Here is a 22,597-nt window from a genome sequence, read left to right on the forward strand (position 1 = left end):
CCGCCCGTTGGGCGGGGCTTACTTCTCCTCGGTCACCACCACGTTGACGGTGCCGGTGACCTCATAGCCCAGCTTGCACTTGAGCTGATAGGTACCGAAGGCCTTGATGGGCTCCGAAAGCACGATCTTGGCCTTGGCGATGTCGATGCCGCACTGGGCCTTCAGGTTCTCGGACACCTCCTTGGAGGTGACGGAGCCGAAGAGCCGCCCGCCGGAGCCAGCCTTGGCGGGGATTTTCACCATGCAGCCCTTGAGCTTCTCGGCAATCTCCAGGGCGGCGGCCCGCTCGGCGGCCTCCTGGGCCCGCTTGGCCTTGTCCTGCTGCTTCATGGTGTTCAGGTTCTCGGCGGTGGCGGCCACGGCCAGCTTTCGGGGGAGGAGGAAGTTGCGGGCGTAGCCGTCGCTGGCCTCGATGAGCTGGCCCTTCTTGCCCTGGCCCTTCACGTCCTGCTGTAAAATCACTTTCATGACACTTGACTCCTTTGCAGTATAAAAATAGTGGATCGGTTATGGCGTTACTCGTCTTCGCAGTACTTGTCGATGGAGGCCATCAGCTCGTCCCGGACCTCCAGCACGGTCTTGCCGGGGATCTGGGCCCCGGCCACGGCGGCGTTGCCGCCGCCCCCCAGGGGCTCCAGGATGACCTGGACGTTGGTCTCCCCCAGGCTCCGGGCCGAGAGGATGACCCGCTCCCCGTCGGGGAAGAGGACGAAGGAGGCGTTCACCCCGGCCACCCCCAGCAGCTCGTCGGCGGCCTGGGCGGCGGTGACCCGGTCCACCGGGTGGTCCAGAGCTGCGATGGCCATGTCCCCACGGTACATCTTGGCCTCCTTGATGATGCCGTAGCGGGAGATGGTGTGGCCCAGGTCGTTTTTGAAGAACCGGCGGACCTCGGTGGTGTCCGCCCCTGCCCGGCGCAGGTAGGCCGCCGCGTCAAAGGTGCGGGAGCCGGTGCGGATGGTGAAGTTCTTGCTGTCCAGTACGATGCCCGCCATCAGGGCTTCCGCTTCCCCCCGGAGGAGGTCGGAGGGCTCCATGATGTATTGAAGCAGCTCCGTGACCAGCTCGGAGGCGGAGGAGGCGTAGGGCTCGTGGAAGTTGAGGGCGGCGCCCTCGATATAGCTGGCCGCCCGGCGGTGGTGGTCGATGACCGCCACCTTGTTGATGGACTCCAGCAAATCCTGGGACAACACCTGCTCGGGCCGGTTGGTGTCCACCACCACCAGCAGGGAGCTGGCGTCGGCGGAGATCATGGCGTCGGGGCCGGTGAGGAACACGCCCTCATATTCCGGCAGGGAGGAGAGCTCGGCGACCATCTTGTCCGCCGGGTTGGAATCGGTGTCCCGGACGATGTGGGCGGGGACTCCCCGCTTCCGGGCGATGGCCAGGATGCCGGCCGCCGGGCCGATGCAGTCCAGGTCGGGGAACTTGTGGCCCATGACAAAGACCTGGGAGGCGTCGCCGATGAGCTCGGACAGGGCGTTGGCCATGACCCGGCTCTTCACCTTGGTGTGCTTTTCCGTCTCCTTGGCCCGGCCGCCGTAGAAGTCGAAGTTGAAGCGGTTCTTCACCACCGCTTGGTCGCCGCCCCGGGACAGGGCCATCTCCACCGCCAGGGAGGCGTACTGGAAGAGGTCCGTATAGGTGTCCGCGTCCCGGCCCACGCCGATGGAGAGGGTGGAGGGCAGGCCGTTGGGGTTGACCACCTCGTGGATCTGGTCCAGCACGTCGAATTTCTTCTCCAGGAAGGCGGGGAGGTAGCGCTCGTCAAAGACGAAGAGGTAGTGGTCCCGGTCGTAGCGGCACAGCAGCCCGTCGGTGGGGGCGGCCCACTCGTCCAGCCGGCGGTTGATGTCGGAGAGCATGGCGGTCTTGACGTTGTCGCTGACGCCCTTAAAGACCTCCTCGTAGTTGTCCAGAATCAGGATGGCCACCACGGGGCGGGTGGCGTAGAACTCGTCCCGGAGGTCGGAGAAGGCGGTGACGTCCACCCAGTAGGTGGTGGCCAGGTAGCGCCGCTCGTCCTTGTCGTCGGTGCGCACCAGATGGCCGAAGACCAGGAACCGCTTATCCTCCACCCGCACCTCGGCGGGGCACTGGGTCTTGCCCTCCATGAGCCAGCGGGGGTCGAAGTCGGGCACCGCGTCGGTGATCTTCCGGTCAAAGAGGTGGTCCCGCTCCCCGGTGAGCTGGAGGAAGCGGTCGTTGGACCAGATGATCTCCTCGGTGTCGGGGCGGAAGATGACCATGGGCAGCGGGGCGTTGACCATGGTGTCCTTGGCGGCCACGTCCATGTTGTAGGTGATGTTTTCGATATAGCCCAAGATCTCCTTCCGGCGCAGGCTGCTGCTGCGGCGGAAATAGAGGAAGAGCAGGAGGACCAGGACGCCCTCCACGATGGCCAGGCCCCAGTCGCCGGTGACGGCGGTGGCCAGAGTAAAAGCGGCCAGAAAGATAAAATAGAGCCGGAAGCTGGGCTCCAGGATATGAGACAGGCTTTTTCTGTGCATGGCGGACACCTCCCCGGTGAAAAATAGAGATCCGTAGAGAAATTATTATATCAGAAGCAGGGGGGAAAAACAAGCCGCCAAGGGGCATGTTTGTCAGGCCGGAGCGGAGGCGGAGGACAAAATACAGGGTGGATATTCCCTGACGGGATATCCACCCTGTATATCGATCCGGGCTTATTTCTGCTCGGGCTGGGCCTTGTCGTCCACGAAGATCTCCTTGGCGCTGGCGGCCAGGCCGGCCAGCCCTTGGATCTCGGAGGGGATGATGAGCTTGGTGGCCTTGCCGTCGGCGGCCTTGGTAAAGGCCTCCAGGGCCTTGAGCTTCACCACCTGGTCGCTGGGGGCGGCCTGGTTGAGGAGCTTGAGGGACTCGGCGGTGGCCTGCTGGACCTGGAGGATGGCGGTGGCCTCGGCCTCGGCGGCCATGATGCGGGCCTCCTTGTCGCCCTCGGCCTTCTTGATGGCGGCCTCCTTGGCGGCCTCGGCCTTCAGGATGACGGACTGCTTCTCGCCCTCGGCCACCAGGATCTGGCTGGCCTTCTGGCCCTCGGCCTGGAGGATGGACTCCCGGCGTTCCCGCTCGGCCTTCATCTGCCGCTCCATGGCGTCCTGGATCTCCCGGGGCGGGAGGATGTTTTTCAGCTCCACCCGGTTGACCTTGATGCCCCAGGGGTCGGTGGCCTCGTCCAGGAGGGAGCGCATCTTGGAGTTGATGATGTCCCGGCTGGTGAGGGTCTGGTCCAGCTCCAGATCGCCGATGATGTTACGAAGGGTGGTGGCGGTCAGGTTCTCGATGGCGGACATGGGCTGCTCCACGCCGTAGGTGTAGAGCTTGGGGTCGGTGATGGAGAAGTAGAGCACCGTGTCGATCTGCATGGTGACGTTATCCTTGGTGATGACGGGCTGGGGGGCGAAGTCCACCACCTGCTCCTTGAGGGAGACGGCCTTGGCCACCCGCTCAATGAAGGGGATCTTAAAGTGGACGCCCACGCCCCAGACGGAGTGGAAGGCGCCCAGACGCTCGATGACGTAGGCGCGGGACTGCTGGACCACCTTGATGTTGAGAGCCAGCACCAGGAGGATCAGGATGACCAGTACGATGAGCATAATGGAAGAAATGGACGGCATGTTGACGACTCCTTTCCAACTTTGGGCCGCGATATGCGGGGCGGCCCTCATTTCTGCACAGGGGCAACGAAGAGTTTGACCCCTTCGATGCGCAGGACGGTGACGGTTTCGCCGGCGGGGATGACGTGGTCGTCATCGCTGCGGGCGGTCCAGGTGACACCGCACACGGCCACGGCGCCCTGCCCCTTCAAATTGTCGATCTCCTCGGTGACCACGGCCTCTTTACCGATGGCCCGGTCGGCGTTGGTGGCCACGTTCTTGGGGGTCATGTATTTGCCGGCCAAGGGCCGCATCAGCGCCAGGGCAACGGCGGACACCACCAGGAAAATACCAATCTGGATCCACACGCTGTCCGTGAAGAAAGTGGACAGCAGAGCCACCAAGGCTCCAGCGGCAAACCAGATGGAGATCAATCCCACGGTGGCGGCCTCTACCAAAGCAAAGAGGATGAGGAGGCCCAACCAGACCACGCTGGGAAGCCAGGGCATGCTGATCAACTCCTTTCATACTTGATAGTCTAGCATAAAGGTACGGAAAAGGAAAGTAAAATGTTTGCCAAACCGGGCCAAAACTAGTATAATGATAGGAAATCATGTTTGGCGTGGATTTTTGGGAACATTATTATGGTTCCTTTCGTCTAAACAAAAAGGAGGAAGCCCCCTTGGAACATCTCACCCTGGCCGTCCCCACCCTTTTCGGTCTGGAGGGACTGTGCGCCGACGAGCTGCGCCGTCTGAATTTTGAACAGGTCCAGGCGGAAAACGGCCGGGTGCTGTGCTCCGCCCAGGCCGGGGACATCGCTCGGGCCAACCTGAACCTGCGCACCGGCGAGCGGGTGCTTATCCGACTGGGCCGCTTCCCGGCCGACAGCTTCGACGCCCTCTTCGAGGGGACCAGGGCCCTGCCCTGGGAGCGGTTCATCCCCCAGGAGGGGGCCTTCCCGGTGAAGGGCCACTGCCTGGACTCCGCCCTCCACGCCGTCCCCGCCTGCCAGTCCATCGTGAAGAAGGCGGTGGCTGCCTGGCTGGGCGGGAAGTACGGGCTGGAGACCCTGCCCGAGACGGGGGCAGTGTATCAAATCCAGTTCTCCATCATGAAGGACGTGGCGGAGCTCTTCCTGGACACCACCGGTCCCGGCCTCCACAAGCGGGGCTACCGGGCGGTGGGGGTGGCCGCTCCCCTCAGGGAGACTTTGGCCGCCGGGATGGTGCTCCTCTCCCGCTACCGGGGGAAGGACCCCTTCCGGGACCCCTTCTGCGGCTCTGGCACCATCGCCATCGAGGCCGCCCTCATTGCCCGGAACCGGGCCCCGGGGCTGGAGCGTTCCTTCTCCGCCCAGCGGTGGAAGTGGCTGCCCTCCCAGACCTGGCTGGACGCCGCCGGAGAGGCCATGGACAAGGAGTATGACGGGGTGTATGATATCTGGGGCGGGGACGTCGATCCCCAGGCCGTGGCCATCGCCCGGAGCAACGCCGAGAAGGCGGGGGTGGAGGGCGACGTCCGCTTCGAAGTGGCGGACGCCGGACAGTTTCACCCGGCGGAGCCCACTGGCCGGGTGGTGACCAACCCGCCTTACGGCGAGCGCATCATGGAGCACCGGGAGGCGGAAGGGCTTTACGCCGCCTTCGGCCAGGCCTGGCAGGAGGTGCCCGCCGGGTGGAGCCTCTACCTGCTGTCCTCCCATACGGAGTTCGAGCGGACCTTCGGCAGGCAGGCGGACAAGAAGCGGAAACTTTACAACGGGATGCTCAAATGCGACCTGTTTCAATATTTGGGAAAGAAAAAGGGGAGATAGTGATGAAGCGGACAAGACCTCTGGCGGCACTGGCGCTGTGCGTGTGCCTGCTCCTCTCCTGCCTGCCGGGCGCTTCGGCCCTCCAGATCCACGGATACAGCGAGGGCTTTGCCCAGGCGGAGGAGGACGGGAAGTGGGGCTTCGCCGGCCCGGACGGGACCGTGGCCATCCCCCTCCAGTATAATTCCGTGGTCTCCTTCTCCTTGGGGATGGCCGCGGTGAACCTGAACGGCCGGCTGGGGGTCATCCGCCCCGACGGAAAGTATCTCATCGAGCCGGAGTACGACACCCTGATGCCCGCGGGCTATGGGCTGTACATCGCCCAGAAGGGGGGCGGCTGGGGGGTGGTCAGCGTCCTGCCCTACCAGAGCGCCGCCGGAAAAAAGACCAACCAGATCTACCCTCTGATCTACGACAGCGTGGAGGTGGGCAAGAGCGGCGGGCTGGACGCCCTGATCCTCACCGCCCAGGACGGAGGCAAGACCGTGGTCCCCCTGTATCAGCTCCCGGGCCAGCTGGCGGCCCTGGGGGTGGAGGGGAGCCAGTTCCCCCTCACCCGGGGCAAACTGCCCTCCTTCTCCGACGTGAAGGGGAAGGACTGGTTCTCCCTGTGGGTGGATATCGCCTACAACACCGGCATCATGGCGGGCACGGGCGGCACCTCCTTCGAGCCGGGCCGGGCCGTCACCGTGGCCGAGGCCATCCAGATGGCGGCCAACATGGAGAGCCGCTACCGGGGGGACGACTTCCACACCACCTCCCACGTCAGCAACCCCTGGTACAACTCGGCGGTGAGCTACTGCCAGGCCAGCGGCATCATCACGGCGGACCAGTTTGACAGCTACACCCGGCAGATCACCCGCCGGGAGCTGGCCCAGGTCTTTGCCGCCACCAGCCTGGCCAAGAGCCTGACCGAGCGCAACAGCCTGACCAGAGTGAAGGCCGCCGTGGGGGACGTGTCCGCCGCGGACCCCGCCGCTCCGGCTATCTGGGGGCTCTACGCCAAGGGGATCCTCACCGGCGTGGACGGTTCCCTCTCCTACCGCCCCGACGACGCCGTCACCCGTTCCGAGGCCGCCGCCCTGGCCTCCCGTCTGGCCCGCCCGGAACAGCGGGTGGACCTCTTCTGAGCGGATGAGGCATATCTTTATCATCAATCCCTCCGCAGGCCGGAAAAACAGCGCCCACAAGCTCTTGGAGCGTGTGGACGCCGTTTTTTCGCCGGGGGAGTATGAGGCCGCCTATACCGCCGGGGAGGGGGACGCCCGGGCCCTGGCGGAACGGGCCGTGGCCCTGGGGGAGCCCGTCCGCCTTTACGCCTGCGGCGGGGACGGGACGCTGAACGAAGTGGTGAACGCCGCCGCGGGGCGGGACTGGGCGGCGGTGACCAACGTGCCCATGGGCACCGGCAATGATTTTCTGCGTGTGTTCGGCCCGGAGGGGCGCGGGCGGTTCACCGACCTGGCCGCCCTCCGGGACGGGCCCCAGGCCGGGGTGGACCTGATGGACTGCAACGGCCTTCTGGGGCTGGACGTGGTGTGCGCGGGCGTGGACGCACGGGTGGCCGCCGAGGTTCACCGCTTTAAGCGCCTGCCCGTGGTGGGCGGGTCTCTGGCCTACATCCTCTCCCTGGTGGCCGAGGTGGCCAAGGGTATCACCCGGCCCATGACGGTGGATATGGGCCCCATCCATTACAGCGGCCCCGTGGCCATCCTCTGCGTCTGCAACGGCAGGTACTACGGTGGCGGCTTCTGCCCGGTGCCCGAGGCCCAGCCCGACGACGGGGTGCTTGACATGCTCCTGGTGGGGGACATCGGGCGGCTGGCCTTCGGCCGGTATGTGGGCAGGTACGCCGCGGGCCGCTACCGGGAGTGTCCCGAGCTCATTCAGGCCTGGCATGGGGACGCCGTCACCTTTTCGGCTGGGGAGAAAATCACCGTGGTGGTGGACGGGGAAGTCCTGCGGGACACCTCTTTTACCCTGCGGCTGTCGGAGAAGAAGGTGAACTTCTTCTACCCCCGGGACGTCTTTTGGCGTGAAAGTTCACAGACTGCTAACAATTTGGTTGGGGCTGTTTCTGAAAACGGGAGATAAAGCAAGAAAATAAAAGTGAGAAATAGATTGGCGGATATATTTTTGAACAGATCCTATTTTTGAGCTATTTTTTTTGAAAATAGGGAAAATAAGACTTGCCAAATTTGGCAAGCGAGGCTATTATAATAAGCGTGTTAGCACTCCAGTGAAATGAGTGCTAACACGCTGACTTCGTTAAATAAGAAAAAATGATATAAGGAGGAACCCAAAATGAAACTGATGCCTTTGGGAGACCGCGTGATCATCAAGATGATGGAGGCTGAGGAAAAGACCAAGGGCGGCCTGATCCTCACCGGCAGCGCCAAGGAGAAGCCGGAGGTGGCCGAGGTCATCGAGGTGGGCCCCGGCGGCCTGGTGGACGGCAAGGAAGTCAAGATGACCGTCAAGAAGGGCCAGAAGGTCATTACCAGCAAGTACTCCGGCACCGAGGTCAAGGTGGACGGGGAAGAGTACACCATCGTGCGCCAGGGCGACATTCTGGCCGTGGTGGAGTAAGCCGCACCTAGTAAAGCTTCCGCAGGGTGAGCGGGGCCGGCCGGTTGTGCCGGACAGGATTTTGCGCCGCGTTCCCCTCATCAGTCTGGCCGTTGGCCAGCCAGCTTCCCCCAGGGGAAGCCAAACGATAAAAATTTGGAGGTAATGCCATTATGTCTAAGATCATTTCCTACGGCGAGGATGCCCGCCGCGCGCTCCAGCGGGGCGTGGACCAGCTGGCCGACACCGTGAAGATCACCATGGGCCCCAAGGGCCGCAACGTGGTGCTGGATAAGAAGTACGGCTCTCCCCTCATCACCAACGACGGCGTGACCATCGCCAAGGAGATCGAGCTGGCCGACCCCATGGAGAACATGGGCGCCCAGCTGGTGAAGGAAGTCGCCACCAAGACCAACGACGTGGCCGGCGACGGCACCACCACCGCCACCCTGCTGACCCAGGCCATCGTCCGGGAGGGCCTGAAGAACCTGGCCGCCGGCGCCAACCCCATGGTCATGAAGAAGGGCATCAAGGCCGCCGCCGACGCCGCCATCGCCGAGATCAAGAAGAACTCCAAGAAGGTCAAGGGCACCGAGGACATCGCCCGCGTGGGCGCCATCTCCTCCGGCGACGAGACCATCGGTCAGCTCATCGCCGAGGCCATGGAGAAGGTGGGCTCTGACGGCGTCATCACCGTGGAGGAGTCCAAGACCGCCGAGACCTACTCCGAGGTGGTTGAGGGCATGCAGTTCGACCGGGGCTACGTCACCCCCTATATGGTCACCGACACCGAGAAGATGGAGGCCGTCCTGGACGATCCCATCATCCTCATCACCGATAAGAAGGTCTCCTCCGTCCAGGACCTGCTGCCCCTGCTGGAGCAGGTGGTGCAGTCCGGCAAGAAGATGCTCATCATCGCCGAGGACGTGGAGGGCGAGGCTCTGAACACCCTCATCGTCAACAAGCTGCGCGGCACCCTGAACGTGGTGTGCGTCAAGGCCCCCGGCTACGGCGACCGCCGCAAGGAGATGCTCCAGGACATCGCCGTCCTCACCGGCGGTACCGTCATCAGCGAGGAAGTGGGCCTGGAGCTGAAGGCCGCCACCATGGATATGATGGGCCGGGCCAAGCAGGTGAAGGTCAACAAGGAGAACACCATCATCGTCGGCGGCGTGGGCAAGAGCGCCGACATCAAGGCCCGGGTGGGCCAGATCAAGTCCCAGATCGCCGAGACCACCTCCGACTACGACCGTGAGAAGCTCCAGGAGCGGCTGGCCAAGATGGCCGGCGGCGTGGCCGTCCTCCGTGTGGGCGCCGCCACCGAGACCGAGATGAAGGAGAAGAAGCTCCGCATCGAGGACGCCCTGAACGCCACCCGCGCCGCCGTGGAAGAGGGCATCGTGGCCGGCGGCGGCACCGCCTACGTGGACGCCATCCCCGCCGTGGAGAAGCTGCTCAAGGGCGCCGAGGGCGACGAGAAGACCGGCGTGTCCATCGTGGCCGCCGCCCTCACCGAGCCCATCCGCCAGATCGCCGCCAACGCCGGTGTGGACGGCTCCGTGGTGCTGGAGAAGGTCAAGAGCTCCGGCAAGGCCGGTTACGGCTATGACGCCCTCCACGAGGATTACTGCGACATGCTCAAGGCCGGTATCGTGGACCCCACCAAGGTGACCCGCTCCGCCCTGGAGAACGCCGCCTCCATCGCCGCCGTGCTGCTGACCACCGAGGCCCTGGTGGCCGACAAGCCCGAGCCCCCCGCTCCCGCTCCCGCCGCTCCCGACATGGGCGGCATGTACTAAGCAAAAGCATTTCGAAGGCCCGCCGGGAAACCGGCGGGCCTTTTTTGCCCGTATTACCGGCCCGGGGGTGGGGAGGAAGGCGGCAAATTTGAAGCGGCAGGGACGTGGCGGCCCCCTAGCCCGGACTTCTCGTAGACAGATCGGCGCCGCGGCGGTATGATAGGGCAGAACCCTATGAATGAAAAAGCGCACGGAGGCAGTACATATGAAAGAATTTTTGCTGAACACGATGCTGCGGAAACTGGAGAAGAATGACGCCAAAGAGGGTCAGAAATTGGTTTCTCTTATGACGGAAGAGGAGTTCAAAACGGAAGCCGCGGGGATACCGCATAAAAAGACGCTCCTGCATAATATGACCCAGATGGAATACTGCAAGGCAGAACTGTTTGGCTCGTGCATTCTGGGGACCCTTTCCCTGCCGGTCCTGAAGGACAGGGTGGAGGGCAGAGTCCGCTTTGGCTTTTACCTCTCGGAGACGAGGCTCTATCTGGTCGGCGATGTCGACCAGTTGGCGCACCTCGTCGGCCGCATGAAAGAAAACCAGTTTCCGGAGGAGCTTTCCATCCCCGGATTTTTTTGCTATCTCCTGAATTCATGGATCGACGGCGACGTGATTTTCCTGCAAAAAACGGAAGACGCCCTCTCCGCCCTCGAAGAGGGTCTGCTGGAAAAGATCCCGGACCATTTTTATAAGATGCTGATCCCCTACCGGAAGGATCTAATGGCCCTGCACTCCTATTATTACCAGATGATTAACCTGGGCGTCACGATCCGCTCCAACACCAATCAAATGCTCTCTGACGAGGAGTGCCTTGTGTACGGATACTTTTCGGACCGGGCGGAGCGGCTTCACAGCCACGTGGAGGCCCTGCGTGAGTATGTCCTTCAAATCCGGGAAATGCATCAAACGCAAATCCAAGTGAAACAGACCAAAACGATGAATCTGCTCACCGTCGTCTCGGCCATATTCCTTCCGCTGACACTGCTGGTGGGTTGGTACGGAATGAATTTTATCTATATGCCGGAGCTGAGATGGGCCTTTGGTTATCCCGGCGTTTTCGTCGTGGCGGTCCTTATCGTCTGCGTTGAGATCGTTCTTTTCAAGAAGAAAAAACTGCTGTGAGGATGAAAACATTACAGAACGGAATTTTGTGATATGAAAAACTGACGGATGGCAGCAAGAGAAGGGCGGGCAGCGGAAACGACGGAAAACGCTGTGAGGGAACGCAGGGGCCCCGGAAGGCCCGTTTCCCCGCTCCGGGAAGGTGTTCAGAGTTTTTCAACTTTGGTAACATCCCCAAGAAAATATTTCCGAAAAGGGCTGTTCAAATTCCTAGAGATGTTATATAATTAATGCTGTATCTAAGCCGGCATGAAAAGAGTGCCGCATATAACCGGCGTGGGAAGGGGATGGAACGAGGCATGACGAAGGCGCAAGTGAAGGCGGAACCGCAGATCGCGGTGAACGTGACCATGCTGGGCAGTTTTTCCGTCGGCCGGGGCGAGGCCAGGATCAGCGATGAGAACAGCCACTCCCGGAAGTTATTCGGCGTGCTGGGGTATCTGATTACCCACCGGGGCCACATGGTGACCCAGAGCGAGCTCATCGACCTGCTGTGGGACGACAACAGCGACGCCAATCCCGCCAACGCCTTAAAGACCCTTCTCTACCGCATCCGCCGGATGCTGGAGCCCCTCTTCCCCGAGGGGACCGACCCCATCCTCTCCAGCCGGGGCGGCTACACCTGGAACACCCAGGTGGAGTGCCTGGTGGACGTGGACCGCTTCGAGGCCTGCTGTGCCCGGTGCGCCAACACGGGGCTGGAAGAGGAGGAGCGCCTGTCCGCCGGAGAAGAGGCGCTGACCCTTTACCAGGGGGAATTTATGGCAAAAATGGGCCGCCAGATGTGGGTGATCCCCACCGCCGTGCGGCTCCATAACCTATATTTGGAGACGGTAAAGACCTGCGCCGCCCTGCTGGAACAGCGGGGGGAATACGGCGAGATGGAGCTTCTGGCCCACCAGGCGGTCCAGATGGATTCGCTGGACGAGGGGGTCTATGTGATCCTCATCCGCTCCCTGATCCGCCAGGGGAAGGACGCCGCCGCCCTCAGCCAATACGAAACCGCCACCGAGCTCCTCTACCGTAGCCTGGGGGTGCGCCCTTCCGAGGAGCTTCAGACCATCTACCGGGAGGTCATGAACAGCCAGCAGGCCATGGAGACCGACCTGGAGGTCATCCAGCAGCAGCTCAGCGAGACCGCCGAGCGGGCAGGCGCCTTCGTCTGCGAGTACGGCTTTTTCCGCGAGATCTACCGCCTGGAGGCCCGCCGCAGCTCCAGAAGCGGGGTGTGTATCCACGTGGCCCTGATCACCGTCACCAACCCCGACGGCACCCTGCCCCCGCTGGACGCCCTGACCGGCACCATGGACCGGCTCCAGGGGATCCTGGTGGACAGCCTGCGGCGGGGCGACGTGGTGGCCCGGTACAGCGCCGCCCAATACGTGGTGCTGCTGCCCGGGGCCAACTTCGAGGACAGCGTCATGGTGATGGAGCGAATCCTGGCCGCCTTCCGGGCCCGGTACCGGGCCATCCGGCTCAAGCTCTCCTATAAAGTGCGGGAGCTGGCCTGAGATGAAAAACGGCAGAAGGTGGACGGCGGGGGGACTGCTCCTCCTGGCGGCGGTCCTGCTGGCCCTGGCGGCGGCGCTGGCCTTCCGCCCGGCCCCCGGCCCCGTCCCCACCCCCGCGCCGACCGCGGAGCCCACGCCCCAGGCCACCCCGGAGGCGGCTTTGGACGACCCGGCCCTGGAGTCCCCGCCGGAGCCGGAGGAGACGGCTTACCAGGCCGGGGACGTGGTGGACGGTCTGCCTGTGGGCAAATGGGCCATCACCCAGGAGCGGCGGGAGTACACGGACGGGGCGCTCCGCCTGGTCATCCCGAAGCTGGCGGTGGACGTCCCGATCCTGGGCGGCACCGACGCCGGCACCCTGCTCAAGGGGGTGGGCCTCTACGATTACGCCCAGCTCCCCGGGGAGGGGAACCGGAACGTGTCCATCGCGGGGCACCGCAACGGCCTGAGAAACGGCAAGATCACCGACAACATGCCCTTTTACTATCTGGACACCCTGGCCGAGGGGGATTATCTCTATCTCTCGGACAAGGATCATATTTACCGATACTGCTTTGAGAGCGCCACGGTGGTGGAGAGCGACGACTGGAGCCCCATCGCCACCACCGGAGAGAGCTGTCTCACCCTGACCACCTGTACCCCCATCGGAGTGTCCGACCACCGGCTGATCATCCGGGGCTGCCTGGATGAGATCCTGCCGGCGGGGGAGACGGGGGGCCTGCCGGAAAAGGAGGCTGGAACCAAATGAAGAAGAAATCCGCCCTCACGCTGTTCCTGGCGGCGGCGCTGACGCTGGCCTGCGCGGCGCCGGTGCTGGGCGCCGACTACCGGGCCATCCCGATGAAGAAGTCCGCCCAGCAGGGCGTGACGGTCTATTCCAACGACAAGGCGGCGGTGGACGCCTCCAACCTGGCGGAGGGATATCTCTTTGTCCGCTACACCGGCGGAAAGAACGTGAGGATCAAGGTGCAGATCACCAAAGAGGGCGGCGCGGATTACACCTACGACCTCAACAACACCGGCCTCAGCGAGACCTTCCCCCTGACCGAGGGGGACGGGAAGTACACCGTGAAGGTGCTGGAGAACACCACGGAGAACCGCTATGCCCAGGCCTATACCTGCACCCTGAGCGTGACCCTCCGGGACAGCATGGCCCCCTTCCTCTACTCCAACCAGTTCGTCAACTTCACCCCCGACTCCGCCGTGGCCCAGAAGGCCGCGGAGCTGATGGCGGGGCAGACGGACACCCTGTCCAAGGTGAGGGTGGTCTTTGACTACGTGGTGGACAATTTCACCTACGACTATGACCGGGCCGCCTCCGTCCAGAGCGGCTACCTGCCCAAGGTGGACGAGGTGCTGGCGGCGAAAAAGGGCATCTGCTTCGACTACGCCGCCGTCATGGCCGCCATGCTGAGAAGCCAGAACATCCCCTGCAAGCTGGTGGTGGGCTACGCGGGCACCACCTATCACGCCTGGATCAACGTCTACTCCGAGGAGACCGGCTGGGTGGAGGTCATTTATTTTGACGGCACCTCCTGGACCCTGATGGACCCCACCTTTACCTCCAGCGGAAAGCGCAGCGACTCCATCATGAAATACGTCACCAATTCCGCCAACTATCAGCAGAAGTACGCCTACTGATTTGGGACACACCGGAACGCGGCGGGCGGGCCCAGCCCGCCCGCCGCGTTTCCCTGTTCCGGATCCGGGAAAGGAGGCCGCCCCATGCCAAAAGAACTCTCCTGTGAGGAGCGCTCCGTCCTCAGCTGGGAACTGGCCCGGCTGTGCAGGGCGGGGCTGAGCTGGCAGGACAGCGTGGCCCTGCTGTCCCAGCGGCCCGCCACCCCTGCCCTGGGGGAGACTCTGGCCCAGCTGGGCCATGCCCTGGAGGAGGGGCAGTCCGTGGCCCGGGCCTTTGCCCAGACCGGCCGCTTCCCCGGCGAATACCTGCGCCAGCTGGAGGTGGGCCAGACCTCCGGGCGGCTGGACCAGGTGTTGGAAGCCCTGGCCGCCTATGACCAGCGGGAGAGCGAGACCAGCTCCGCCCTCCGGCAGGCGGTGACCTATCCCCTCACCATGATCGCCCTCATCGGCGGGATCTTTTTCTTCCTGGGCTGGAAGGTCCTGCCCATTTTCAACAGCGTCTTCGCCCAGCTTGGGGTGTCCGGCCCCGGCGAGGGGGGACGGCTGGCCATTCTGGCCGGCTCTGTGGCCTGCGTGGCCCTGGCCCTCTTCCTGCTGGTGTGGCTTCGGACCGGGCGGGGCATGGCCCTCTTCGGCCGGGGAGCGGCGGGGCTGTCCGCCGCCCGGGCCCGCTTTGCCTCGGCCCTGGCCATGCTCCTCCAGAGCGGCACCTCCCTGGACGAGGCCATGGAGCGGTGTGTGGCCATAATGGCGGGCACCCCCCTCCAGGGCCCGGCGGCCGCCTGTCAGGCCGCCATGCTCCGGGGGGAGGACTTTGACCGGGCGGTGGTGTCCACGGGGCTCCTGGACAGCTTCCTGGGGGGCCTTCTGGCGGCGGGACTCCGCTCCGGCGGCCTCCCCGAGGCCATGGAGGAGATCGCCCGCCGCTGCTCGGCCCAGGCCCAGGAAAAGCTGACGGCCAATCTGGGAAGGTTTGAGTATGCCCTGGTCCTCTTCCTGTGCGGCGCGGTGGCCGCCATCCTGCTGTCGGTGATGCTCCCCCTGGTGGGGATGCTCTCCGCCCTGGGAGGCTGAGGCCGTGGACCGGGGAAAACAAGTCCGCCGGTGGCTTCCGGCGGCGGGGCTCCTGCTGGCCGGATTGGCCGGGGCGGTGCTGATGGTGGACCGGGGGATCCTGCCCGGGGCCAGCGGGCAGAGCCGGGAGCTCATCGAAAAGGCGGTCCGCCGCTCGGCGGTCCAGTGCTACGCCATCGAGGGGGCCTATCCCGTCAGCCTGGAGGAACTGGAGGAGCGCTACGGCCTCCGGGTGGACCAGGAGCGCTGGATGGTGGACTACCGCTATGTGGCCGACAACCTGTCTCCGGATATCACAGTGATCCAGAGGCAGTAGGAGAACGGGACCGGAGAGGGGGAGAGACATGGGACGGGACAAAATGGAGCTGCCCAGCCTGGCGCTGTGCGGGGTCTTTGCCGTGCTGGCCCTGGCCGTCACCCTGCTCACGGGCGGGGTGTACCGCCAGTGCGTGGAGCGCTCGGACGAAAACTACGTCTGCCGCGCCGCCCTGTCCTACGTCACCAACCAGCTTCGCCGGGGGGACCGGGCGGTGGCGGTGTCCGTCACCGATTTTGAGGGCCATACCGCTTTGAAGATCGCCCAGGAGGAGGGCTACGAGCTGCTCCTCTACTGCTCCGGCGGCCAGTTCCGGGAGCTCTACGCCGCCGTGGACGGGGGCTTTTCCCCTGCGGACGGGGACGCCCTCTTCCCCATGGAGGAGCTGGCGGTCCGGCGGGAGGGGGCCCTTCTCGACCTCACCCTGACCGGGACCGGCGGGGAGACCTACTCGGCCAGCGTGGCCCTGCGGTGCGGGGAGGCGGCGGCATGAGGGGCAGGACCGGCGGCCGTGTCCGCCTTTTGGAGCTGATTTTGGATCTGTGTGTCTTTGCCGTGTGCGCCGTGGTCTGCGTGCTGCTGCTGGTCCGGGCCCAGGGGATCAGCGCCGGGAGCCAACGGCTGACCCGGGCGGTCTATCTGGCCCAGTCCGCCGCCGAGACCTGGAAGGCCGCCGGGGAGAACCCCGGGGCCGGTGCGCTGGCCGGCGAGGGCTACGCGGTGGAGATCGAAGAGGAGGACGGCGAGGCCGACGTGACCGTCACCTGGAACGGAGAGACGGTCTACACCATCGAGGGGGTGCGCCGGGTTGGATAAAACACAGGAAAACGGCGTCCCCGCCGGGATCGGCCTGGTCACCGTGCTCACGGTCCTGCTGGTGCTGGTGCTGGCGGTGTTCTCCGCCCTCACCCTGCTCACCGCCCAGGCCGACGAGCGCCTGAGCCGGGCCAACGCCGCCGCCGTCACGGCCTATTACGCCGCCGACGCCCAGGCCTGTATGGCCCAGGAGGCTTTCGCGGCGGGGACACAGGCCGAGTATGAGGCCGACTTCCCCATGACCGAGGTCCAGTCCCTTCACATCCGTCTGGGCAGGACGCCGGAGGGCGGGGTGGAGCGGCTGGAGTGGCGGACCGTCACCAATTCGTCCACTGTGGAAGAGGCGCCCCTGCCCGTGTGGGACGGCGCCGGGCTTCCGGGGCAGTGACAGGAGGAACATATGGATTTGAACGAGATACTGCACCGGGCGGTGCGGGAGGAGGCCTCCGACATCCTGGTGATCGCCGGCCTGCCCGTGACCTATAAGGTGCAGGGGGTCCTCCGGCGGGAGGGGGAGCGCTTTACCGCCCAGGATACCGGCGCCCTGGCCGCCCAGCTCTACCGGATGGCGGGACGGGACATGGCGGGCCTCACCGGCACGGGAGACGACGATTTCTCCTTCGCCGTACCCGGCCTCTCCCGGTTCCGGGTAAACGCCCTGCGCCAGCGCAATTCCCTGGCCCTGGTGATCCGGGTGGTGGCCTTTCAGCTGCCCGACTGGCAGAGCCTCCACATCCCGGAGGAGGTGACCCGGTTCGCCTCCTACGCCCACGGCATGGTCCTCTTCACCGGCCCGGCGGGGAGCGGCAAGACCACCACCCTGGCCTGTCTGGTGGATATCATCAACAACACCCGCCAGGCCCACGTCATCACGGTGGAGGACCCCATCGAGTACCTCCACCAGCACAAACTCAGCGTGGTGACCCAGCGGGAGCTCCACACCGATACCGAATCCTACGCCGCCGCCCTCCGGGCGGCTTTGCGGGAGGCCCCCAACGTGATCATCCTGGGGGAGATGCGGGACGCCGAGACCATCCAGGCCGCCGTGACGGCGGCGGAGACCGGCCATCTGGTCATTTCCACCCTCCACACCGTGGGGGCGGTCAACACGGTGGACCGCATCGTGGACTCTTTCCCGCCCCAGCAGCAGCGGCAGATCCGCACCCAGCTGGCCCTGGTGCTGGAGGGGGTGGTCTCCCAGCTGCTTCTGCCCGGGGTGGACGGCACCCAGCGGCCCGCCTTCGAGGTGATGACGGCCACCAACGCCGTGCGCAACATGATCCGGGAGGACAAGACCCACCAGCTGGCCAGCGTCATTGAGACGGGGGCCGCCCAGGGCATGATGTCCATGGATCAGAGCATCGTCAAGCTGGTCCAGGGGGGCCTGATCTCCGAGGAGACCGCCCTCCGATACGCCTCCAATCCGGAGAGCGTGAAACGCAGCCTGAAAGGAGCGATTTGATATGACGGCAAAAGAGCGGGACGGGCTGTTCCGTATCTGCGTGGACGGGGGCACCGGGGGCAGGGTATTCAGCCGCAGGGTGAGGGAGCCCTTTTCCTTCGCCGACCTGGGGGACCTGCTTTTGAAGATCGAGCGGCTTCTGGAGGTCCAGGACTATCCCCAGGCCTTTCAGGCCATCCGCACCTTCCGGCCCGACCGGGAGAAGGCCGAGCGCACCACCCAGCTCCCCCCTGACGGCATGCCGCTGGAGGCGGTGGAGGGGGCACGGGGGGAACGGTTGACCTTCGACCTTCAAATCACCACCCGCCGGAACGCCACCTGGCAGGGGTTCGTCCACTGGGGCGACGGGACCAAGACCGCCTTTGAAAACGACCTGGGCTTTTTGTCCATCGTGGCCGGGGCCCTGGAGCAATAGAAAAGGGATCAAAAAAGCGCGCGCCCTGCTGGGCGCGCGCTTTTTTTCTATTATTCGTCCCGGGGGCTGTCCCTGTCCTGGGGCTGGTCCGCGGGGGGCGCGGGCTCTTCCGGCGCCTCGCCGTCGTCCTGGGGGCGCTCCACCGGCTGGCTCACCATGTGGACGTGAACGGCGGGGGGCTCGTCCCCGGCGGGGACGGCGGGAGCCTGGGGGGCGGAGGCCTTGTGGGGCAGGCCGTAGTTGTCCACGGTCTCCGGGTCCCTGCCCTCCAGGATGGCCATCATCTCCTGGCCGGTGATGGTCTCCTTCTGAAGGAGGTAGCCCGCCACCTTGTCCAGCATCTCCCGGTCGTTTTCCAGGAGCTTCCTGGCCTCGGCGTGGCACTGCTCCAGGATGTCCTTGACCTCCCGGTCCACCAGGGCGGCGGTGTCCTGGGCGCAGTTGAGGCCCATGGAGCCGTCCAGGAACTGGTTTTGCACGGTGGCCACGCCCATGACGCCCAGGGAGCCGCTCATGCCGAACATGGTCACCATCTTCCGGGCCAGGTCGGTGGCCCGCTCGATGTCGTTGGAAGCGCCGGAGGTTTGGGTCCCAAAGACCACCTCCTCGGCGCTCCGCCCGCCCAGCAGGGTGCGGATCTCGGTGAGGAGGTCCTCCTTGGTCATGAGGAACTTCTCCTCCTCGGGCAGCTGCATGGTATAGCCCAGGGCCCCCAGGGTGTGGGGGACAATGGTGATCTTGCTCACCGGCTGGGCGTTCTTCTGCCGGGCGGCCACCAGGGCGTGGCCCACCTCGTGGTAGGCGGTGATCTTCTTCTCCTGCTCGGTGAGGACGGTGCCCTTTTTCTCACTGCCCGCGATCACCAGCTCGAAGGAGGCCAGCAGGTCCTCCTGGTTGACGGCCTTCCGGCCGTGGCGCACCGCCCGGAGGGCGGCCTCGTTCACCAGGTTGGCCAGGTCCGCGCCCACGCAGCCGGCGGTGGCCTGGGCGATCTTGTTGAGGTTCACGTCGTCGGACAGGCGGATGTTCCGGGTGTGGACCTGGAGGGTGGCCAGCCGCCCGGCCAGGTTGGGCCGGTCCACGGTGATCCGCCGGTCAAACCGGCCGGGCCGCAGCAGGGCCTTGTCCAGCACCTCGGGCCGGTTGGTGGCGGCCAGGACGATGACGCCCTTGGTGGGGTCGAAGCCGTCCAGCTCGGCCAGGAGCTGATTGAGGGTCTGCTCTCGCTCGTCGTTGCCGCCCATGCGGTTGTCCCGGGACTTGCCGATGGTGTCGATCTCATCGATGAAGATGATGCAGGGGGCCATCTTGGCGGCCTCTTTGAAGAGGTCCCGGACCCGGCTGGCGCCCACGCCCACGAACATCTCCACGAAGTCGGAGCCGGAGATGGAGAAGAAGGGCACATTGGCCTCGCCGGCCACGGCCTTGGCCAGCAGGGTCTTGCCGGTGCCGGGGGAGCCCACCAGAAGGGCGCCCTTGGGCAGCTTGGCGCCGATCTCGGTGTATTTGCCGGGGTTGTGGAGGAAGTCGATGATCTCTTCCAGAGATTCCTTGGCCTCGTCCTGACCGGCCACGTCCTTGAAGGTGACGCCGGTCTTTTTCTCTACGTAGACCTTGGCGTTGGCCTTGCCCACGCCGCCTAGACCGCCCATGCCGCCCATCTTGTTGGACATGGACCGGAACAGCAGGTACATCAGGCCCACCATCAGCAGGGTGGGGAGGATGAAGGTGGCCAGGAAGGAGACGATGGGGGAGAGGGGCTCCTGGTAATTCACGCCGAAGAGTTCCACCCCGTGGTCCTCCATCAGCTGGATCAGGCCGCTGTCGTTGATGGGGGCGCAGAAATAGGTACTGGCCCGGTCCTGTTCCTTCTGGGCCTCCTCATACTTGGACTTGGCGTCGTCGTACTGGGCCTGGGCCTTCTTCTGCTCATCCTCATACCTGGCCTTGGCCGCCTCGTCCTCCAGCGGGGGAAGGGGGAGGGCGGCGGCCTGAGCCCGGGCGGCCTCGGCCTCCTCCAGGGCGGCCTGGGCCTGGGCCATGGGGTCGACCCACTGGCCCTGGGGCTCGTTGCCCGGGGTGGCGTACTTGCCCGACTCGTCCACCTTGGGGTAGATGACGAACTTGTCGTTGGACATGACCACCTTGGCTACCTTGTCGTCGGCCACCATCTGGCGGAACTCGCTGTAATAGACCTCCTGGGTGTTGGCCTGCCGGGCCATGGAGGTGGCGTAGTTGAGGAATACGGTGATGACCAGGGCCCAGAGGACGATGGACATGAGGGCCATCGTATTTTTGGGATTTTTCTTCGGGCCGCCGTTATGGTTGTTTTGATTGTTGTCGGGCATAAAATAAGCCCCCTTTGCCTGTAAATTCAACTTGCATCATAACATAACGAAAGCGAAATTACAAGGAAACGGAGCGTAAACTTTCTATGAATAAAGGAAAGCCGGGCCGCGCCAATTTGGCGCGGCCCGGCTTTTTGTCAGGCCTCCGGGGTAAGGGTGAACAGCCGGGGGTGGCCGGCGAAATACTGGATCCAATAGATTGTCCCGTTGTGGACGGCGGGCTGGGTGGGAGGAAAGGCGGTGAGGTCGGGGCGGATCTGCTCTTGGCCCACTGGAGTACCAGCTCCGTCCAGCTTTTGGTAGTGGAGACAGCCATCCTGGAGCCAAAGGGCCGCAAAGCTGTTCTCATTCAGTTTTACAAGCCTGGCAGTGTCGATGGTATTCTCGCTTTGGGTGAGCCAGGTGAGTGTGGCAGAGGACAGGTCCTTGTCCGCATAGGAGAGGAATACATTCCAGGGGGCTTTTCCCTCGGCGGCAAAGTCCTTCTGGGGCGCGGAACAGCCCAGAAAGAGGTATCCGCGGTCACTGACCTCAAAGCCGGAGCCGATCGCGTGCGTCACGTTTTCCCCGGTAGTCCCTGCCAAAGCTAGAAGGGTGGCACCCTGCCCGTCCTTCTGGAGATAGAAGGAGCGGGGATAGGCGTCCCCGTGGTCCACGGTGACGGGGATATCCCCATCGTACTGAACGAACTGGCCGAAGGAGTGCCCCACATGGTTGTTGGGGAAGGGCGTGCTGACGGACTTCACGCTCATATCGGCGGTGTCCACGGTGATGGTGAAATTGGACTGGTGGTTAAGCCCGTCGCCGGAGGCATACCGCTCCCGGGCGGCGTGGAGGGTCAATTCCCCGCTGTCGCTGAGGGCCATGCGGGCAAGGGTGCAGTCGAAGGGGAAGGTGGAAAGGCTGCTCCCGCCGGTGACGGAGGCGGCGCCCAGCCGGTTCCAGCCGGCGTCATATTGAACGATGCGCCATACTTCCTTTTCATCGTTCTCCTCCAAGTTGGCCTCGCCGAAGGCCAGGTAATAGCGCCCGTCGGAGCCCGCCAGGAAGGCGCCGAAGAGGGGGAGCTCCATGGGCAGGCTTTTGGAAAATGTGACGTTCCCGGCGGCATCGAACCGCTCCACGGCGAGCTGGTCGTCGTAGAGGGCCACCACCGAGGTCACCGTGCCGGCCTCGTCCACGGCGACCCGCAGATCGTAGTCATATCCCGTCCAGGGCTGGGCGGTATACCGGCGCAGGCCCCTGGTGCTGTATCCGCCCAAGCTGCTCAGGACCTCCCAGTCCAGGGCAGACTGGAGGATCAAGCCCGGGGCGGATTCCGTGAGGAGATCCAGCGTTCGGGCGGCCAGCACCACGGCGGAGGGCCAGTCCAGCTGCGCCAGGGGGGCAAAGTTCCCGCTCTGGTCGCCCACCATTAGGCCGTAGCCGGCGATCCGCCCCGTGTAGGGGGCGGCCCAGGCTGCGATGGAGGCCTGGTCGGCGTAGGGGGCAGGGGCCTCGGCGGCGGTGACGGGATAGCCGGAGTCGATGGCAAAGTCCAGGGCGGAGCAGAGGATCTTCGCGCACTCCTGCCGGGTGAGGGGATTGAGGGGATCCAGATAGCGCAATCCGTCCTCTCCCATCCGCCCCTCCGCGATCCCGCAGGCGGCGGCCTTGTATACGCCGTCAGGGTAGTAGGACGAGGAGGCTCCGCGGGGGTTGTCCATGAAGTAGTCGTCTTCCACAGGCGGGATAGAGGCCAGGTAGTCAGGACTGAGAAGCAGTTGGAGGGTATCCATCACAAGGTTCAGAAATTCAGCCCGGGTGATGGGGCCGGAGTTGAAGAGGGGAGCGGAGCTGTAATTGGGCTCCTCCTGCAGCCGTTGATAGGCGCTGAGGGCCCAGTCGGGGGGCGGCAATGGGATCGCTCCGGCTGTGGGCAAGACCCCAACCAGCAGAACCAGAGACAGCAGCAGGGACAGCGCGCGTTTCATATGCTTTCCTCCCTTGCGCGAAAGCGCACAATTTATGATGTTCCCATTATAATGGAGGGAGAAATATAACGCAAACTTTTTCTTTTTCTTGCCTGAGAGTTATGGTATACTAAAT

22 protein-coding genes are annotated in these 22,597 nt (G+C 64.4%); 16 read left to right on the forward strand and 6 right to left on the reverse strand.

Going from position 1 to position 22,597, the window contains the following annotated elements; translation table 11 throughout:
* Positions 1–18: 18 nt before the first annotated feature.
* The 4 genes from rplI to AAEU42_RS00490 form a co-directional block, all read right to left on the reverse strand.
* On the reverse strand, positions 19–468 hold the full coding sequence (gene rplI / locus AAEU42_RS00475) for a 50S ribosomal protein L9 (protein ID WP_342231548.1): 450 nt from the start codon (positions 466–468) through the stop codon (positions 19–21).
* 47 nt (positions 469–515) lie between these two features.
* Positions 516–2,510, reverse strand: a complete 1,995-nt coding sequence (locus tag AAEU42_RS00480; protein ID WP_342231549.1) for a DHH family phosphoesterase — start codon at positions 2,508–2,510, stop codon at positions 516–518.
* A 174-nt stretch (positions 2,511–2,684) separates the two neighbouring features.
* Positions 2,685–3,638 (reverse strand): SPFH domain-containing protein, encoded by a 954-nt coding sequence (locus AAEU42_RS00485; RefSeq protein ID WP_342231550.1) that lies wholly within the window; start codon positions 3,636–3,638, stop codon positions 2,685–2,687.
* A 47-nt stretch (positions 3,639–3,685) separates the two neighbouring features.
* Positions 3,686–4,126 (reverse strand): NfeD family protein, encoded by a 441-nt coding sequence (locus AAEU42_RS00490; protein ID WP_342231551.1) that lies wholly within the window; start codon positions 4,124–4,126, stop codon positions 3,686–3,688.
* Between the two features lie 173 nt (positions 4,127–4,299).
* Between AAEU42_RS00490 and AAEU42_RS00495 the strand changes: the two genes are divergently transcribed.
* The 16 genes from AAEU42_RS00495 (at position 4,300) to AAEU42_RS00570 (ending at position 18,161) form a co-directional block, all read left to right on the forward strand.
* Positions 4,300–5,433: a THUMP domain-containing class I SAM-dependent RNA methyltransferase gene (locus AAEU42_RS00495; RefSeq protein ID WP_342231552.1), complete on the forward strand. Its 1,134-nt coding sequence runs from the start codon at positions 4,300–4,302 to the stop codon at positions 5,431–5,433.
* Positions 5,434–5,435: 2 nt separating this feature from the next.
* Positions 5,436–6,563, forward strand: coding sequence for a WG repeat-containing protein (locus AAEU42_RS00500; protein WP_342231553.1), 1,128 nt, complete (start codon positions 5,436–5,438; stop codon positions 6,561–6,563).
* 4 nt (positions 6,564–6,567) lie between these two features.
* The gene (locus AAEU42_RS00505) at positions 6,568–7,527 is read left to right on the forward strand and encodes a diacylglycerol/lipid kinase family protein (RefSeq protein ID WP_342231554.1); all 960 of its coding nucleotides are present in this window, start codon (positions 6,568–6,570) and stop codon (positions 7,525–7,527) included.
* A 210-nt stretch (positions 7,528–7,737) separates the two neighbouring features.
* Positions 7,738–8,022 (forward strand): co-chaperone GroES, encoded by a 285-nt coding sequence (locus AAEU42_RS00510; RefSeq protein ID WP_342231555.1) that lies wholly within the window; start codon positions 7,738–7,740, stop codon positions 8,020–8,022.
* 152 nt (positions 8,023–8,174) lie between these two features.
* Positions 8,175–9,800: a chaperonin GroEL gene (groL, locus tag AAEU42_RS00515; protein WP_342231556.1), complete on the forward strand. Its 1,626-nt coding sequence runs from the start codon at positions 8,175–8,177 to the stop codon at positions 9,798–9,800.
* Positions 9,801–10,005: 205 nt separating this feature from the next.
* Complete coding sequence (locus AAEU42_RS00520; RefSeq protein ID WP_342231557.1) at positions 10,006–10,923, forward strand: magnesium transporter CorA family protein; 918 nt, start codon at positions 10,006–10,008, stop codon at positions 10,921–10,923.
* A gap of 299 nt (positions 10,924–11,222) precedes the next feature.
* On the forward strand, positions 11,223–12,434 hold the full coding sequence (locus AAEU42_RS00525) for an AfsR/SARP family transcriptional regulator (protein ID WP_342231558.1): 1,212 nt from the start codon (positions 11,223–11,225) through the stop codon (positions 12,432–12,434).
* 1 nt (position 12,435) lies between these two features.
* A complete protein-coding gene (locus AAEU42_RS00530; RefSeq protein ID WP_342231559.1) occupies positions 12,436–13,182 on the forward strand; it encodes a sortase in 747 nt (248 codons plus the stop codon).
* Positions 13,179–14,075, forward strand: a complete 897-nt coding sequence (locus tag AAEU42_RS00535) for a transglutaminase-like domain-containing protein (protein ID WP_342231560.1) — start codon at positions 13,179–13,181, stop codon at positions 14,073–14,075. Before AAEU42_RS00530 ends, AAEU42_RS00535 begins: the two co-directional genes overlap by 4 nt.
* Positions 14,076–14,159: 84 nt before the next feature.
* Entirely contained in the window at positions 14,160–15,152 is a 993-nt protein-coding gene (locus AAEU42_RS00540) for a type II secretion system F family protein (RefSeq protein ID WP_342231561.1), read from the forward strand.
* Between the two features lie 4 nt (positions 15,153–15,156).
* Positions 15,157–15,468, forward strand: a complete 312-nt coding sequence (locus tag AAEU42_RS00545) for a hypothetical protein (RefSeq protein WP_342231562.1) — start codon at positions 15,157–15,159, stop codon at positions 15,466–15,468.
* Positions 15,469–15,496: 28 nt separating this feature from the next.
* Entirely contained in the window at positions 15,497–15,961 is a 465-nt protein-coding gene (locus tag AAEU42_RS00550) for a DUF4860 domain-containing protein (protein WP_342231563.1), read from the forward strand.
* Positions 15,958–16,284, forward strand: coding sequence for a hypothetical protein (locus tag AAEU42_RS00555; RefSeq protein WP_342231564.1), 327 nt, complete (start codon positions 15,958–15,960; stop codon positions 16,282–16,284). The genes AAEU42_RS00550 and AAEU42_RS00555 overlap by 4 nt, the downstream gene beginning before the upstream one ends.
* Positions 16,277–16,672 (forward strand): hypothetical protein, encoded by a 396-nt coding sequence (locus tag AAEU42_RS00560; protein WP_342231565.1) that lies wholly within the window; start codon positions 16,277–16,279, stop codon positions 16,670–16,672. Before AAEU42_RS00555 ends, AAEU42_RS00560 begins: the two co-directional genes overlap by 8 nt.
* Positions 16,673–16,684: 12 nt before the next feature.
* Entirely contained in the window at positions 16,685–17,746 is a 1,062-nt protein-coding gene (locus AAEU42_RS00565; RefSeq protein WP_342231566.1) for a type IV pilus twitching motility protein PilT, read from the forward strand.
* Position 17,747: 1 nt separating this feature from the next.
* Positions 17,748–18,161, forward strand: a complete 414-nt coding sequence (locus AAEU42_RS00570) for a hypothetical protein (RefSeq protein WP_342231567.1) — start codon at positions 17,748–17,750, stop codon at positions 18,159–18,161.
* Positions 18,162–18,211: 50 nt separating this feature from the next.
* On the opposite strand, the gene ftsH is transcribed toward AAEU42_RS00570, so the two are convergent.
* Both ftsH and AAEU42_RS00580 read right to left on the reverse strand, forming a co-directional pair.
* The gene (ftsH, locus tag AAEU42_RS00575) at positions 18,212–20,509 is read right to left on the reverse strand and encodes an ATP-dependent zinc metalloprotease FtsH (protein ID WP_342231568.1); all 2,298 of its coding nucleotides are present in this window, start codon (positions 20,507–20,509) and stop codon (positions 18,212–18,214) included.
* A 137-nt stretch (positions 20,510–20,646) separates the two neighbouring features.
* On the reverse strand, positions 20,647–22,482 hold the full coding sequence (locus AAEU42_RS00580; protein ID WP_342231569.1) for an S-layer homology domain-containing protein: 1,836 nt from the start codon (positions 22,480–22,482) through the stop codon (positions 20,647–20,649).
* Positions 22,483–22,597: the final 115 nt, after the last annotated feature.

The sequence above is a fragment of the Pseudoflavonifractor phocaeensis genome (assembly GCF_038439875.1).
Taxonomy (GTDB): domain Bacteria; phylum Bacillota; class Clostridia; order Oscillospirales; family Oscillospiraceae; genus Vermiculatibacterium.